This window comes from Pseudomonas sp. FW305-E2 (genome assembly GCF_058782925.1).
In genome coordinates, this window is the sequence record NZ_JBYSYE010000012.1 from 48865 (window position 1) to 63623 (window position 14759).

A 14759-nucleotide genomic window follows, 5' to 3' on the forward strand; every position below is an offset into this window, starting at 1 on the left:
AGGCGCCATCAGTCTTCTTCCTTGAGCACGATGTGCGTGTCGTTGACCAGCACCGACAGCATGATCTGGCGGCCACGCGGCGGAATGCGCAGAACTTGCCGCCAACTGGCGTTTTCATGCCCTCGGTAATCGGCAATCACCGCGACGAAGCGGGTTTCGGCGTGGATAGGCTCGAACGGGATGTACTTGAACTGGCCAGGGCGCAGCAGGTAATCGTCACTGCGGATGTAGGTACTGCGCAGCGCCTTGGCCGGGTCCTGCTCCAGTAGCTGGTACACGGTGTTGCGCAGCAGTGAGTCATCGCGCAGTTGCAGGATCGTGATGTTAATGGGCGTAGCGACCAGCGCTGAGGCAACGCTTGTGGTGCGCGGCAAGGTCAACGCCACCTGAGGGTCGTCGTAGCTGCCGGGGCCGCTTTCTTCCAGGGGTGAGCGCGCCGGGTCGCTTTCGTCTCCTTCGTCCAGCTCGACGGGGGACATGGCCGGGAATTGCGCTTGCAGGTATTCGAACAGAACCCCGATTTTTTCGGTCAACGCATAGGGGTCGCCAGCACTCAGGGTTACAGCGTAGGGGCTGGGCTCCAGGGCGCTATCCTGTTCGGCTGCGACGTCAAGGCTGTTCGGATTGCCGTTGAGGGTAGGGCTGGCATTGATGCTGAATGCGACCTCGGTCGGGTGATCCTTGGGCGGCCCGATGGGCAACGAGTGGTCCATGGCCACCTGGCTCATTCTGCTCAAAGAGGTACAGCCGGTGGGCACGACCAGCGCAAGCAACAGGGTGGCGAGCAGAAGTGGATGAGGTTTCATGGGTATGCTCCGGCAATCAGGCGCTGCAGCGGGCTTTCTCGGAGCGCCCCTTCACCGTCTGCTGCGTCCAGCGCTGCCAGAGGGTCATTCCCCATGGCTGCTTTGAAGACCGAGCAGATCTCGACGGCTGGTTGGGGGGCAGAAGGCTGTGCCGGCCAAGCGGGTGCAGGCGCTTGCGCTATCAGGCGGTCGAGCACCCTCGGGTCCGGGTTGAACAGGTCCTCCAGCGAGCGCGTGCAGGCCTGATCCTGGGTGTACTGAACCTGTAGCCGATAGGTACCAATGAGAAGCTGGTCACCCTCAACCAGGCGTCTGGGTGGAAGCGGCCCCAGGCTGTTGGCACTGCCATTGAGGTAGGTACGGTGGCAGTGGTCGATCACACAGAAGCTGCCTTCGATCCAGCGGATTTCGCAGTGGATGGACGCAACGGTCTGATCGCGGTCATTGATCTGCCAGTTTGCTCGCCCGCTGCCGATGGTGCCGCCCTTGCAATCGAACAGGTGCCGAGCAGTAACGCCGTGCTGCAGTTGGTCGAGGTTGGTGATGCTCAAGGTGACTGTGTTCATGAGCGCCCCCGGATGCGTACAACCGGGCTGATCTGGCCATGCCGGTCATCGACGAAGCTGGTCCAGCCCAGGTATGCGCCCTGGCTGCGGTGCAAGCAGAAGGGGGACAACGCGCTCTGCTTAAGGCGCAGTTCCAGGTCGTAGGCCAGCCCGTCACGCAGCAGAAAGTCGATCAGTGCACGCAAACGGCCGAAGTTGATGCCGCTGGGCAGCAAGTCCCGCAGCTGTGTCTGGTCGAGTTCGCTGATCACGATGGTGAACTTGCTGCTGCGAGTGCGCGTGCGGCTGCCAATCATGAACGTGCTGCCCAGCTGGCCATTGGTCCGCCCCAGCCTTGCAAGCTGCCTGGACGGCGTGACGACTGATCGCGTCTCGAACTCGCGGATGTGCACCTGATTGAGGTCGAAGCAGTGCGCAATGATGCCGGCCACAGTGCCCGGCGCACGGCTGCGGCTGGCGATGACGCCGGCAAAACTGAGCAGGCGGCTCCAGGGCAGCGCCGTGTCCCCTCGTAACTGCTTGTCGTTAAGCCCAAGCAGGGCAAACACGTACTGCGAGAACCCGTCACTGGCACCTGGCTGGAAGCGGATGTAATAGCGGTACTTGCGCCAGATACGGTGCAACAGGCTGAGCAGGTAGTGGTTGAAGAAGTCGAAGAAGGCCGGGCGTACACCGATGCCATGCGCATGTTCATACGCCACCTGTTCCAGGTAATAGGTGGGCAATGGCGAATCGGTGCCGTGCAACCCCAGGAACGTGGCAATGATGCGGTAGCGCGCTTCCTCAGCGGGCATTCGCTGGGCTTTGTACACGTCCGATACAGGGAAGGTCAGGCGTGGGTCGCAGGCCAGGCGCACGCGCCGCCGGGTGGCCTTGTCCGGCCAACGGGGTTCCAGGTCATCGCCATGCAGCCCGTGCAACCGCTCCAGCAACTGGAAGAAGTTGTACTGGTGCGCTTCGCAAAGCAGCTTGTCGGCTAGATCAGCGGTTGCTTGCCGGTCTGTATTGGCCATGTGTAGTGCTCGTTATTGGTGGTGTTGATCACTTCCAGCTGGTGGAAGGAATTGATGCTGGCGTACAGGGCGAAAAAATGAGCGAGCACACAGCTGAACAGGTACAAGTCGCCTTCGCAGAGGAAGGCGGTCTGGTCCAGTTTCAGCCGGGTGTGCAGGCCGCGAATGGGTTGCCCCTTGATCAGCCAATCCATGGGCTGCGTATGAATGTCGCGTATACCTTCCAGGCGTTTACGGGTGGTGCGGGCCTGCTGGATGTCGTGCAGGGCCATGAAGTCGTAGGCGCGGATCACCGCTTTCAGCGGCTCTACCGAGAGCAAGGACAGGTAGTTGAGCGACATGTTGGAGATCAATGCCCACTGCAACTGGCCGTCCAGCACCGGGCGACAGGGGCGGGTGGGTGTACAGAGATTGGTGTAGGTGGCCAGAGGCGGCGTAAGTTCGGTCAGAATGTTGATGTCATCAATGCCCAGCGCCAGCGGGAGGTCCCGATTGGTGCAGGTGAGGTCGATGGACGCGGTTTCCAGCTCGCCTATGTAGCTGTTGGCGTCGGCGCGGACGAAGGCGATTCGATGCATGACGCCATTGCCGTGCAGGCACTCTTCCAGCTGGCAGCGGTAATACAGCGCCGTGCGCCCCTGGACGTGCTCGATTTCATGGGCGAATGACTCGAAGGGACGGAAGGTCCGAAGGTGCTCACCGGTGTTCCCGTCAGTCGTCGTTCGGGTGCTGATCACCTGGTCGACACTGAAGATTTCGTAGCCGTGCGGCGCTGTGCCCTTGGGCTTCAGTGGAACCATGGCGTCCTTGCCGGACAGGTCGATGGGCTCGGCGCTGTGCTGGAACAGGTTGACCGCAGGTGCGCAGAACAGGTGGAAATCTGCTTTGCCGACACGCAGCGAGTCGGGTAGCTGGCGCGTGAAGTGAAATTCGAGGTTTACCTGCTGGCTGCCATGAGCTGGCCAGATTTTTTCCAGCCCGGTAACGCTGAAAAAGTGAAAACGTTGAGGGAACGCGAAGTATTCCTGCAGGATGCGGTAGCCATCAAAGACGTTCTGTGGATAAGGCAGCAAGGCGTCGTTGGGGCTGAACCCTGGGAATGCGATGCTGTTTGCCGGCAGCCGACGAACCACGTCATTGATGCTCACGCTGACATGCTTGAGGTATTGGGAAACCCACAGGTAAAGCGTGCGAGCGGTTCGGGCATCGCCGCTGAGGTAAAAGTCGAGGCTGGTACAGCCCAGGCTGTTCAACGGCCGCTCGGCCAGTGATTGAAGGCCGATGCAGATCACGGAACTGTCGGATGTCTGGGTGGCTGCCACCGTGTCGATCTCGAACGGATGAATGTTGACCGCTGTACAGGTGCGGAACTCGCAGGCCACGCCGTCTACCGGTTTCGAGAACAGCCGCGACCCCTTTGGGATGCGCTGTGACTGGCTGAGGGATTGCCTCACCGGGCTGAACTTGATGATCGTCGCGCTGGGCAGCGGCCGCAGGTAGTTCGGCCAGAGCAACTGCAGCATGGGATGGGTCAGCTCTGGCAAGTCGTCTTCCAGCTTCAGCCGTAGCTTGGCGGTCAGGAACGCAAAGGCTTCCATCAGGCGTTCGACATCGGGGTCGCTGGCACCTTTGCCAAGCAACCGCGCGAGTTGTGGGTTGTCCTTGGCAAAGTCGTTCCCCAGTTCGTTCAGGTAACGCAGTTCTTCGCTGAAACGGTCTCTCAGTGACATCGGTCACCTCACGCGCGTGTAGCGGTTGTGCCCATCGACCAGCAGCTCGAGTTGCAGCTGCTCTGCGTGGTTGTTGACCTGTACCAGGCAATCCAGCCTGAAATGCAGCTCCAGCGGGGCAAGGGTATCGGGCACTGCGTTGAGCGTGCGTACCTGTATGCGCGGCTCGAAGCGCTGGAGTGTGCGGCGGATATCCGCGCTCACCTGCACAAGCAAGTCGCCGTTGCTCACGTCATGCCCGTTGAAGTCGCGCAGGCCCAGCTCAGGGCTGCTCTGGGAGCACCCCTGGCGGGCATTCAGTAGCGTTTCGAGGTGGCGCTTGATGGCGGCGAACTTGTGGGAAGCGCTCTCGCGTCGGGAGGCCTCTCGGCAGATGCACTGGTCCACCATCAGGCGATCAAAAAGACCACTCATTGCGTATCGAGCCGCCCGACCAGGGAAATCTCGAAGTTCGCGCCCATGTACTTGAAGTGCGGACGTACGGCGAGCGAAACCTGGTACCAGCCGGGGTCACCCGCAACATCCGAGACCTCAATACGGGCGGCACGCAGCGGCCGGCGGCTGCGAACGTCGGCAGACGGGTTCTCCTGGTCGGCGACGTACTGCTTGATCCATTTGTTCAGCTCGGACTCAAGGTCACGGCGCTCTTTCCAACTGCCGATCTGCTCGCGCTGCAGCACCTTGATGTAGTGGGCGAGCCGGTTGACGATGAACAGGTAGGGCAACTGGGTACCCAGCTTGTAGTTGGTCTGTGCCTGAAGCCCCTCAGGGGTTTTCGGGAAGTGCTTGGGCTTTTGTACCGAGTTGGCGGAGAAGAACGCGGCGTTGTCGCTGTCTTTGCGCATGGTCAGGGCGATGAAGCCCTCTTCGGCCAGTTCGAATTCCTTGCGGTCGGATATCAGCACCTCGGTAGGAATCTTGGCCTGCAACTGGCCCAGGGATTCGTACAGGTGGACCGGCAAGTCTTCGACAGCACCGCCGGATTGGGGGCCGATGATGTTCGGGCACCAGCGGTAGCGGGCGAAGCTGTCGTTGATGCAACTGGCTAACAGAAAAGCAGAATTGCCCCACAGGTAGTTGTCGTGCTGCCCGGCGATGTCTTCGTTGTAGTTGAAGCTCTCGATCGGTTGTTCCTGCGGGTGGTAAGCGGAGCGAAGCATGAAGCGCGGCCCGGTCAGGGCGACGTGGCGGGCGTCTTCGCTTTCACGAAAAGCGCGCCACTTGGCATGCCGAGGGCCGGCGAAGAGGTCTTTTATTTCCTTGAGGTTAGGCAGCTCCTCGAAGCTGTTCAAATTGAAGAATTCGGGGGCAGGAGCAGCAAGAAAAGGGGCATGGGACATGGCGCCAACGGAGGCCATGTAACTTAGCAACTTGATGTCAGGGGAAGAGGGGCCGAAGTTGTAGTTGCCTACCATGGCCGCAACCGGCTCTCCCCCGAATTGGCCATAACCCGCGGTGTAAACATGCTTGTAGATACCGCTGCAGGTAATGTCAGCAGCATTTTCGAAGTCGTCGAGCAGGTCCTCTTTCGTGACATGCAAGACTTCAAGCTTGATGTTCTCCCTGAAGTCCGTGCGGTCGACCAGAAGTTTAAGGCTGCGCCATGATGATTCAAGCTGCTGGAACTCAGGCTGATGCAAAATGGCATCCATCTGTTTGCCGAGCATTCGGTCGATCTCGGCAATCATCTGGTCGGCTCGGTGCTTGTTGATCAGTTGATCTGGATCATTGCTCTTGAGGATTTCGGTGATGAAGGCAGATACGCCCTGCCTGGCAATCTGGTAGCCCTCCTGGGCAGGTACCAGTTTGGTTTCTGCCATGATCTGGTCGAGCAGGGTGGCATTGCTCAATGTGTCGGCCGTTGCGTCTGTGGTGATGGCGGTGCTGCTTGGTTTGGGCATGGGGACGCTCCGTTGTCTCAATCTTTTTCTGGCGCCTCGAGCACCAGGTCCAGTTCTTGGGCGAGCTGCTTACGCGCCTGCTCGTTGTTAAGCAGGTGCTGCAATTGCTTGCGGAAGGCCGGGACGTTGCCCAGCGGGCCTTTCAGGGCGACCAGTGCTTCGCGCAGCGCCAGCAGCTTGTTCAGCTCGGGCACCTGGCGCGCGATCCGGTCCGGCCCGAAATCGTTGATGGACCTGAACTGCAGGTGGACGGCCAGCTCGGTATCCGGGGCGGTGCGAAGCCTGGACGGTACCGTTACGTCCAGGCTTACGTTGGCGTCGTTCAACACGCTGTTGAATGTATGTTTATCGATGCGCATGACCTGACGGTCCTCAAGCGCACGGCTGTCATCCAGGCCGAAGTCGCCCAGCACCAGCATCTTGTGCGGTAGCTCCACCTCGGCCTGCTCATCGCTGGTAGCGGGCACATACTTGATATTGACGCGTTCTTTCAGCGCAACGGATCCCGTATTTTTAGACATCGGTACGCAACTCCCTGTTGGGTTGTAGGATGTTCAGGTGCTAGTTGTGTTTATTGTTGTTCCGATCTTGTAGGAAGATTCTCACATATGTTTAATGGGGTGGGTTTGTTTGTTCGTTTCCTATGAAAACCATGCACGGAATTGTGCTCTTTGGTCGAGCTTTAAGATGTAAAGAAATATTTGTTTGTGTGCATTCGGTACTGTGTAATAGGCTTCTGCTGGATTTGTTTTAATTGGTCGTGCGGGTGCATGGGCATTGCTATTTATTTGTAGGAAAGTTCTTTGCGTCATATAGGCCATTTGTACTATTCAGAGAGTAAATTCAGGATGATTAACCGCTGTGCATATGGCGCTGGCCTCTCGTTGCTGTTTTGTCTGCAGCCGGTGCTGGCAGGCTCCACGCGGGACTGTCCCCGGATCGTGTCCAACGTCGAGCGACTGGCCTGTTTCGATCAGGCTGCTGGCACCCCGGCGTACACGCCAAAACGGCAGTGGTCTGCACCGGAGCAGCAGGCCCCCACGGTGTCACGTGTGATGGCAAATGAAGCTGAACGGGCACCGGATGACCTGACGTTTCGCATCGGGAGCCAGCCTCAGGACGGGGCAGGCGCACCAGCGCTTGTGATTTCGGCGCCCGCCATCGCATCGGGTGATGAACGTGCCTACATGGCAATCAGTTGCATACAGGCCATCTCCCGGCTGCAGCTGATTGCCAGGCGTCCGATCGACGCAAGCTGGGTCAAGGTACGCCTGAGCGGGGAGGGCTGGTCTACCCGTGAGACGCCCTGGCAAGTGATGGAGAACGGCCAAGTGCTCGATGCCGGGCGGGGCCTGCCCGCCATCGAGCAGATCAGGAAGCTGATCGGTGCCCAGCGTATCGAGGTTGTGAGTGATCACGGCGAGGTCGACGGGCTGACCTTCGATGCGCAAGGCCTGGACCCCTTGATCAGCCGGGCGCGAAGCACATGTCGGTGGTAGCGCAGGTATCCGGGGAAGAGGTCACTCGGTTGCTCGCGCCGATTGATCCGGCAGTTCCGGCTGGCCTGTTCGATGTCGAGGACGAAACCTATCAGGCCATTGATCAGGAGATGGTCAAGCTGGGTGGGCTGCAGGAAGCCTCGATCGACTGGGTCTACATCGAAGACGCGTCCCGTCAGTACCTGAGCCAGCAATGCAAGCACTTGCGAATTGTTGCGCACCTGAGTACCGCATGGTTGCGTAGCGGCTGCTGGGAGCAGTGGGGATGCACCTTGGCGTTGCTGGTCGGCATGCTCGAGTGCTATTGGGAAGCCGCTCATCCCAAGCCGGGACCGAAAGGCTTCCTGGGCAAGCGCAAGCTGGTTGCCCTGGTGATCGATCGCTTGGCCGAGGCGCTCCCTCGTCTTGATCGTTTTACCTACACCCCGACCCACGCAGCGGCAGCGCAGGCTGCCTTGAAACGCCTGCAGCAACAGGAAACAGTGCAGCTGGACACGGCAGCACTGGGCGAACTTGAGCGCCTGCTAGGCAAGTACTCGGAACTTGCCAACGGTGTTGGCGAGGCTGCTGTGCCCAAAGCGCCGGCTGCAACCGAGAAGCCTGCGCCGTTGGCCGATGTCATCGCCACACCCGTGTCACGCATGTCGATGGGCAATGAGCGTGAGACACGGCGGGCCGTGCTGTCCATGGCCGAGCTCATCAACCAGCAGGACCCTTACGACGCTACCGGCTATCAGTTACGGCGTTTCGGTTTGTGGGCGCACATTCAGGTTGCTCCCCAAGTCAGGCAGGGCAACCGTACGGAATTGATGGCGGTGCCGCTGGATATCACGCGGGTCTATGACGAGGCCATTGCCAGTAAGGCGGTTGACCCCGCCTTGCTGCAGCGTATTGAAAAGAGCCTGACGGCTTGCCCCTTCTGGATTCGTGGCAGCTTTCTGGCTGCGACCGTCGCCACACAGCTGGCGATGTGCGAGGTGGCCGAAGCCATCCGCTGTGCCACCGCCCGGTTTGTACAGCGCATGCCGTCGCTGCAGCAGTTGTGCTTCAGCGATGGGCTGGTATTTGTCGACGATCAGTGCCTGGCCTGGCTTAAGGGCACGCAAGGGCCGTCTGGCCAAGGTGCAACCCCCCAGGAGTTCAGCGGCCTGCGCGAGGAGTTGGTCAGCCAGCTGGAAACCGGTGGCGTAGAACCGCTGCTCCTTCGGCTGCAAGGGCTGCAAGCGGGCTTTCGTGCTCCCCGTGAGCGCTGCCACACCACCGTGATTGCAGCTGATCTGCTGGCCGCGCGGGGTGTGTCCTGGCTGGCCCAGGACCTGTGCGCCAACGTTGCCCGAACCATGCAGCAAACCACCGCCAGTGCGTGGGAGCCCGAGGTGTTTCAGCGGCTTCAGCAGTACGCGGCATCCCCAGTGTTGGCAGTTCAAGACAAGGATCAGGAGCCTCGATGAATCAAATATGGACGCAACTCAAACGTTGGGGCTGGCCGTGGGTAACGCGCATTGGCCTGGCGCTGCCGCTGCTGCTCGGGCTTGGCGCTTTGCTGATGCTGGTCGCTATCTGGTGGCTTGGCCCGCAATGGACGTGGCGGGAGCAGCAGCCGCTGGCAAGTGTGGCTCATCGCAGCGTGGCAAGCCTGGTGCTCGTGCTGGTGCCGCTTCTGTGCTGGCTTGGGGTGCTGCGCACGCGCTTTCGCCGCCTGCAAGCGGAGCGCCGGCAGGCACTGGCCGCCGAACAGGATGTCGCGCTACCGTTCGTGCAGGCGCAAGAGCGGGCCTTGAGCCAGGGGCTTGAGCGGTATCTCGACAATGCCGGTGGGCGACGCGCGTTGTACCGGCTGCCTTGGTACCTGGTGTTGGGCGACGAACAGGCCGGTAAAAGCAGCTTCATCGACCGCACCGATCAGCGCTTTACCCTGACGCGTATCGACCAGGCCCAGGCACGGGGCCGACAGGCTGAAGCACTGGCCTATCCGGTAGGCTGGTGGGTCAGCGACGATGCCGTGATCATCGACCCGCCCGGCGTTTTCATCAGTCAAAAACCACCGGTGGGCTCGGCGGCCAACGACCCCACCAATGCCTACTCGCCGCCCGGTATCCAGGCCCGGTTATGGGAGCACCTGTTGGGCTGGCTGCAGCGTAAGCGAAGCCAGCGGGCGCTCAATGGTGTGTTGCTGGTGGTCGACCTGCCGGCGCTGCTGCATGGCAAGCCCGAGCAGCGCGTCGCGCTGGCCCATGGGTTGCGCACACGCCTGTACGAAGTGAGCAGTCAGTTGGGTGCGCGCCTGCCGCTGTACGTGGTCCTGACCAAATTCGATCTGCTGGACGGCTTCGACCAGTTCTACAGCCAGCTTCCGGCCGCCAAGCGTGAAAGCCTGTTGGGGTTCACCTTCAAGCTGGATGCGGTTGACGCGTTCGACGCCTGGCTGGATGAGTATGACGAGCACTACGGGCGGCTTCTCACCCAATTGCATGAGCAGGTCATCGATCGGCTGGATGTACTGGGCAAGACAGCACCGTGCGTGCGCCTGTTCTCACTGCATGCACAGCTGATCGGGTTGCGCCCCATACTGCAGGCATTCTTGCGCGAAACCCTGGCGAGTGACCGGTTCACCACGCCACCCTTGGTGCGTGGTGTGTACTGGTCGTCAGTGGTACAGCAAGGCGACATGCGCAATGCCTTTGTCCGTGAAGCGGCTCAGCCCTACACGACGAAGCTACCCCTGCGTGAAGGTAAGGCACAGGGGAAGGCGTTGGTCTATTTCATCCAGCAAGCATTCAGGCGGGTTATTTATCAGGAAGCCGGGCTGGCGGGCGACAATGTTCGGGTTGCGCGCAGCAAGCGCCACTTGCTGTGGGTGGGCTCTGGTGTAGGCATCCTGGCGTTCAGTATCGCCATTGCCAGCTGGCAGCGTTACGCCGAGATCAATGGCGCCAAGGCTGCCAGTGTGCTCGCCAAAAGCCAGGAGTACAGTGGTCACGAAGTCGATATGCGTCTTGATCCGACCGGGCGCAACCTGCTGGCGCCACTGGACCAGATTCGCGATGCGGTGGCGGTGTTTGGCGACTATCGTGCGGCCTGGCCGGTGGTTGCCGATTTTGGCTTGTATCAAGGGCGCAACATTGGTCCCTTGGTTGATGAGGCGTACCTCAGCTTGTTGTCGAAACGTTTCTTGCCGGCCTTGGCCAGTGGTGTGATCGATGCCATGAACGCTGCACCACCTGGCAGTGAGCAACAAATGGCCGCGCTCAGGGTTTACCGGATGATCGAGGACCGCAACAGCCGCCGGCCAGAATGGGTCGAGGGCTGGATGGCCCGTCAGTGGCAACGGGCCTTTCCTGGCCAGGGTCAGTTGCAGCGTGACCTCATGCAGCACCTGAAGTACGCCTTGGCCTATGCCGATACCGATTTGCCGCAATACCGCCAGCGGGTCAGCGAAGTGCAGCAGGTGTTGCGCAAATTGCCGTTGCCACAGCGGGTCTACGCAGGGCTGAAACAACAATCGTACGAGCAGGTGCACGCCGGGCTGGACCTGCGCCACCAGGTAGGGCCTGCGTTCGATGTGGTGTACCAGCCGTCTTCCGGGTCAAGGCAAGGGGGGGAGGATGTAAGGCTGGCCGGCATGCTCACCGCCAAAGGCTTCAGGGATTACTTCGAGCCGCACAGCCAACGCTTCGCTGAAATGGCGATGGTTGATCAATGGGCATTGGGGGAGCGCAGTCAACTCGACTATTCGGACGTCGACCGCGATGCGTTGACCGAGCGGCTGTATAACCTCTACAGCGCCGATTACATTGACAGCTGGCGGCGCGCCCTGAACGCGTTTACGGTGGCTGACTTCCGTGATCTGGACCATGGTGTCGCGATCCTGGAGCAGTTGACCGGCCCCGCAGCACCGTTGCAACGGCTGCTGGATACGGTCAGGGATAACACCTCGCTTGCGTCTCCAGCAGTTGTTGAATCACCGGGTGAGCTGAGTACGCTGCGGGTAGCAACCGGAAAACCCGAGCAACCGCAAGCGTTGGCCATCCAGCGGGCGTTTGCAGGCCTGGGCGCCATGCTGCAGGCGACAGGAGAAAAGCCGAGCTACTACGATGAAACCCTTGGCGCTGTTGCGGCCGTGCTGGACTACGCCAAGGCCGTACAGGACAGCCCGGACCGCGGCAAGGCCGCGTTGCAAGCCGTGCATCAGCGCTTTGCGATGACAGGGCAGGACCCGATCGGTACCCTGCAACGTGTTGCCACAGGTTTACCGGAGCCTATCAGCCACCAGGTCAGAAAGCTCGCCGACCAGACTGCCCAGGTGCTGAACGTTGAAGCACTGCGCGAACTGGAGCGACGTTGGGATGCTGACGTGTACAGTTTTTTCCAGCAACGCCTGGCAGGCCGCTACCCCTTTGTGGTGAAGGCACCCGATGCTTCTTTGGATGACTTCGAGGCGTTCTTCGGGCCGAAAGGGCGCCTGCAGCAGTTTAATGATCGGTATCTCAAGGTTTTCCTGAAGGACAACCTTGAAGCTTTGCAGTCCGCTCAGCACGGGCAATCCCTGATTCGTGCCGACGTGATCGAGCAGCTCGAGCTGGCGGAGCGCATCCGCGAAACCTTCTTCGATCAGCGTGGCAAGCTGAGTGTGCAGTTCAGCATCGAGCCCTTGGGGCTCAGTGCGAACCAGCGTACCAGCCTGCTGGACCTGGATGGCCAGTTGATTGCCTACACCCATGGCCCAAGCCATATCACGGGTATTGTCTGGCCCAATACCCTGGGGCAGCAGGTCCGTAGCAATCTCACCTTGCTAAGGCAAAATGGCAACAGCAGCAGCCTGGAGTACCGTGGCCCGTGGTCGATGTTCCGCTTGCTCAGCCGCGGCGCGCTCAATGGCCGGACGGCGACCAGCGTGGACCTGAGCTTCCGGACCGGAGATGGCGTGATGCGCTATCGGCTTAACGCTGAAAAAGCCTTCAATCCCATTACCCAGCAACCGTTCAAAGGCTTCCGCTTGCCCCGAGGCTTATTGCAACAGCCAGCCAATGGGGTGCAGGCGGCGCTATCGGATGAGCAGCGACTATGAACATCGTCAGGGGCGCAATGCATTGACTGGGCAGGCTTTCGAAGCTTGGGTATGCGCTGGCTGCCCCCGGCCTCTGCTTACTCCACAGCCTCGGCCACGCCCCGATCCTCACCCAGGAACCCGCCACTCTGGTGCTGCCACAACCGTGCATAGGTACCCTGTTTTGCCAACAGTTCGGCATGGGTGCCTTGCTCGATGATGCGCCCTTCATCCATCACGATCAGCCGGTCCATGGCGGCGATCGTCGACAACCGGTGGGCGATGGCGATAACGGTCTTGCCCTGCATCATCTCATCCAGGCTTTCCTGAATGGCCACTTCCACCTCCGAGTCCAGCGCGCTGGTGGCTTCGTCAAGCAGCAGGATCGGTGCGTTCTTCAGCATCACCCGGGCAATTGCAATGCGCTGGCGTTGGCCGCCAGACAGCTTGATACCGCGTTCACCCACCAGAGTGTCATAACCGCTGTTGCCCTGGCGGTCGCTGAGCTGGCTGATGAAACCGTCGGCCTGGGCATTGGCCGCAGCAGCACGGATCTGTGCCTCGGTAGCATCGGGGCGGCCATAGGCAATGTTGTCGCGAATCGAACGGTGCAACAGCGAGGTGTCCTGAGTGACCATGCCGATGGCGCTGCGCAGGCTGTCTTGCGTGACCTTGGCGACGTTCTGCCCGTCGATGCGTATTTCCCCCTTGTCCACGTCGTAGAAGCGCAGCAGCAGGTTGATCAAGGTGGACTTGCCGGCGCCGGAGCGGCCGACCAGGCCGACTTTTTCGCCCGGACGAATGTGTAGCGTCAGCTCATTGAGCACCTGGCGCTCGCCGTTGTAGTTGAAGCTGACCTTGTCGAAACTCACCGCGCCACCCGTGGTGACCAGCTCTGCAGCACCCGGCGCATCCTGTACCTTGGGGCCGCGGGTGAGGGTGGCCATACCGTCCTGCACGGTGCCGATGTTTTCGAACAGCGAGGTAATTTCCCACATGATCCAGTGCGACATGCCGTTGACGCGCAAGGCCATGGCGGTGATTGCCGCCACGGCCCCGGTGCCGACCTGGCCCTGGTGCCACAGCCACAGTGCATAGCCACCGGCACCAAAGATCAAGCCCACCACCAGCGCCTGGTTGACGATTTCGAACTGGCTCACCAGGCGCATCTGGCGAAAACCGGTCTGCTTGAAGTCTTCCATGGCTGCGCGCGCAAAGTGCGCTTCGCGGTTGGAGTGCGAAAACAGTTTCACCGTGGTGATGTTGGTGTAAGCGTCAGAAACCCGCCCGGTCATCGACGACCGGGCATTGGCCTGCTCCTGCCCGACCTTGCCCAGCCGGGGTACGAAATACAGCATGGCCAAGCCGAACAGCACGACCCAGGCAATGAAGGGCAGCATCAGTTTCAGGGCAAAGCCACCGGCCAGGGCAATGATCGCGATGAAATACACGCCAATCCCCGGCAGGATTTCGATAAGGGTGAACAGCACATCGCGCACTGCCAGTGCCGTCTGCATCACCTTGGTTGTGACCCGGCCAGAAAACTCGTCAGAAAAGAACGACAAGCTCTGGCGCAACATCAGGCGGTGAAAATCCCAACGCAGCCGCAGCGGCAGGTTGATCGCCAGCACCTGGTGCTGAACCATGGTGCGCAGCGCCACCAGCCCGATGCTGACCAGCAGGACGATGCCGATACCCCACAGCACACGGCTTTCCTCGGGGCCAACAGTACCGCCTGCCTGCCAGGACGCGAGCAGGTCGACCACCTGGCCGAGGAACGCGAACAGCCAGGCTTCGTATATCGACACCCCGGCACTGAGCAGTGCCAGCGCCAGAATGTAGCCACGGGCGCCGCGGGTACAAGCCCACATGAAGCGCAACAGGCCAACGGGCGGCGGTGGTACCTCGTCGGGTGGGAAGGGGTCGAGCCGACGTTCAAAGATACGCAGCATGCTTGTCTCCGGAAAACGGTTTTTGCCTGGCCAATGCCCTGCCGGCTTGCCTTTGCCGACTTTTGTTTTTCACCCGGAAAAGGTCGGCCTTGGGGTGTTTGTTAACAAACCTTTGCAACTCATTACATTTCAGATTGATTTCATTCTGCCTTGATGCTGTATAATTGACGCAACTTTGTGTTCCGCATCATTTTCGTCGTTTTTTTGACGTGAGTCATAAGGCGTCAGCAGAGGATGTGACACAT

The 14759-nt window shown here is 60.4% G+C and carries 12 protein-coding genes; 4 read left to right on the forward strand and 8 right to left on the reverse strand.

Annotation, left to right across the window (positions count from 1 at the left end):
• Positions 1-8: 8 nt before the first annotated feature.
• The 7 genes from tssJ to tssB are packed head-to-tail and all read right to left on the reverse strand — an operon-like array spanning position 9 to position 6537.
• Complete coding sequence (gene tssJ, locus AC3WLP_RS12375; RefSeq protein WP_088512742.1) at positions 9-806, reverse strand: type VI secretion system lipoprotein TssJ; 798 nt, start codon at positions 804-806, stop codon at positions 9-11.
• The gene (locus AC3WLP_RS12380) at positions 803-1372 is read right to left on the reverse strand and encodes an FHA domain-containing protein (RefSeq protein WP_088512741.1); all 570 of its coding nucleotides are present in this window, start codon (positions 1370-1372) and stop codon (positions 803-805) included. The genes tssJ and AC3WLP_RS12380 overlap by 4 nt, the downstream gene beginning before the upstream one ends.
• Positions 1369-2385, reverse strand: a complete 1017-nt coding sequence (tssG, locus tag AC3WLP_RS12385; protein WP_088512740.1) for a type VI secretion system baseplate subunit TssG — start codon at positions 2383-2385, stop codon at positions 1369-1371. The genes AC3WLP_RS12380 and tssG overlap by 4 nt, the downstream gene beginning before the upstream one ends.
• Complete coding sequence (tssF, locus tag AC3WLP_RS12390) at positions 2349-4115, reverse strand: type VI secretion system baseplate subunit TssF (protein ID WP_088512739.1); 1767 nt, start codon at positions 4113-4115, stop codon at positions 2349-2351. The genes tssG and tssF overlap by 37 nt, the downstream gene beginning before the upstream one ends.
• 3 nt (positions 4116-4118) lie before the next feature.
• The gene (gene tssE / locus AC3WLP_RS12395) at positions 4119-4529 is read right to left on the reverse strand and encodes a type VI secretion system baseplate subunit TssE (RefSeq protein ID WP_014753480.1); all 411 of its coding nucleotides are present in this window, start codon (positions 4527-4529) and stop codon (positions 4119-4121) included.
• On the reverse strand, positions 4526-6016 hold the full coding sequence (gene tssC, locus AC3WLP_RS12400; RefSeq protein ID WP_019436866.1) for a type VI secretion system contractile sheath large subunit: 1491 nt from the start codon (positions 6014-6016) through the stop codon (positions 4526-4528). The genes tssE and tssC overlap by 4 nt, the downstream gene beginning before the upstream one ends.
• A gap of 17 nt (positions 6017-6033) precedes the next feature.
• Positions 6034-6537 (reverse strand): type VI secretion system contractile sheath small subunit, encoded by a 504-nt coding sequence (gene tssB / locus AC3WLP_RS12405; RefSeq protein WP_088512738.1) that lies wholly within the window; start codon positions 6535-6537, stop codon positions 6034-6036.
• A gap of 327 nt (positions 6538-6864) precedes the next feature.
• Here tssB and vasI point away from each other — a divergent pair, with 327 nt between their 5' ends.
• Genes vasI through tssM form a run of 3 tightly spaced genes read left to right on the forward strand, consistent with a single transcriptional unit; the run spans position 6865 to position 12583 of the window.
• Positions 6865-7515 carry a type VI secretion system-associated protein VasI gene (gene vasI, locus AC3WLP_RS12410; protein WP_012052039.1) on the forward strand — a complete coding sequence of 217 codons (651 nt, stop codon included), beginning with the start codon at positions 6865-6867 and terminating at the stop codon, positions 7513-7515.
• A complete protein-coding gene (gene tssA / locus AC3WLP_RS12415) occupies positions 7503-8966 on the forward strand; it encodes a type VI secretion system protein TssA (protein WP_088512737.1) in 1464 nt (487 codons plus the stop codon). The genes vasI and tssA overlap by 13 nt, the downstream gene beginning before the upstream one ends.
• Positions 8963-12583 carry a type VI secretion system membrane subunit TssM gene (gene tssM, locus AC3WLP_RS12420; protein WP_088512736.1) on the forward strand — a complete coding sequence of 1207 codons (3621 nt, stop codon included), beginning with the start codon at positions 8963-8965 and terminating at the stop codon, positions 12581-12583. Before tssA ends, tssM begins: the two co-directional genes overlap by 4 nt.
• 77 nt (positions 12584-12660) lie before the next feature.
• Here tssM and AC3WLP_RS12425 read toward each other — a convergent pair whose 3' ends face one another.
• On the reverse strand, positions 12661-14514 hold the full coding sequence (locus AC3WLP_RS12425) for an ABC transporter ATP-binding protein (protein WP_004574230.1): 1854 nt from the start codon (positions 14512-14514) through the stop codon (positions 12661-12663).
• On the opposite strand from AC3WLP_RS12425, the gene AC3WLP_RS12430 reads away from it, so the two are divergent.
• Positions 14513-14668, forward strand: a complete 156-nt coding sequence (locus AC3WLP_RS12430; protein ID WP_178085910.1) for a hypothetical protein — start codon at positions 14513-14515, stop codon at positions 14666-14668. The two genes, AC3WLP_RS12425 and AC3WLP_RS12430, sit on opposite strands and share 2 nt — an antisense overlap.
• The last annotated feature ends 91 nt before the right edge of the window (positions 14669-14759 follow it).

Bases quoted from the DNA above. Each gene is read 5' to 3' on its own strand.
- tssJ (WP_088512742.1), bottom strand. From the start codon at position 806: ATGAAACCTCATCCACTTCTGCTCGCCACCCTGTTGCTTGCGCTGGTC.
- AC3WLP_RS12380 (WP_088512741.1), bottom strand. From the start codon at position 1,372: ATGAACACAGTCACCTTGAGCATCACCAACCTCGACCAACTGCAGCAC.
- tssG (WP_088512740.1), bottom strand. From the start codon at position 2,385: ATGGCCAATACAGACCGGCAAGCAACCGCTGATCTAGCCGACAAGCTG.
- tssF (WP_088512739.1), bottom strand. From the start codon at position 4,115: ATGTCACTGAGAGACCGTTTCAGCGAAGAACTGCGTTACCTGAACGAA.
- tssE (WP_014753480.1), bottom strand. From the start codon at position 4,529: ATGAGTGGTCTTTTTGATCGCCTGATGGTGGACCAGTGCATCTGCCGA.
- tssC (WP_019436866.1), bottom strand. From the start codon at position 6,016: ATGCCCAAACCAAGCAGCACCGCCATCACCACAGACGCAACGGCCGAC.
- tssB (WP_088512738.1), bottom strand. From the start codon at position 6,537: ATGTCTAAAAATACGGGATCCGTTGCGCTGAAAGAACGCGTCAATATC.
- vasI (WP_012052039.1), top strand. From the start codon at position 6,865: ATGATTAACCGCTGTGCATATGGCGCTGGCCTCTCGTTGCTGTTTTGT.
- tssA (WP_088512737.1), top strand. From the start codon at position 7,503: ATGTCGGTGGTAGCGCAGGTATCCGGGGAAGAGGTCACTCGGTTGCTC.
- tssM (WP_088512736.1), top strand. From the start codon at position 8,963: ATGAATCAAATATGGACGCAACTCAAACGTTGGGGCTGGCCGTGGGTA.
- AC3WLP_RS12430 (WP_178085910.1), top strand. From the start codon at position 14,513: ATGCTTGTCTCCGGAAAACGGTTTTTGCCTGGCCAATGCCCTGCCGGC.
- AC3WLP_RS12425 (WP_004574230.1), bottom strand. From the start codon at position 14,514: ATGCTGCGTATCTTTGAACGTCGGCTCGACCCCTTCCCACCCGACGAG.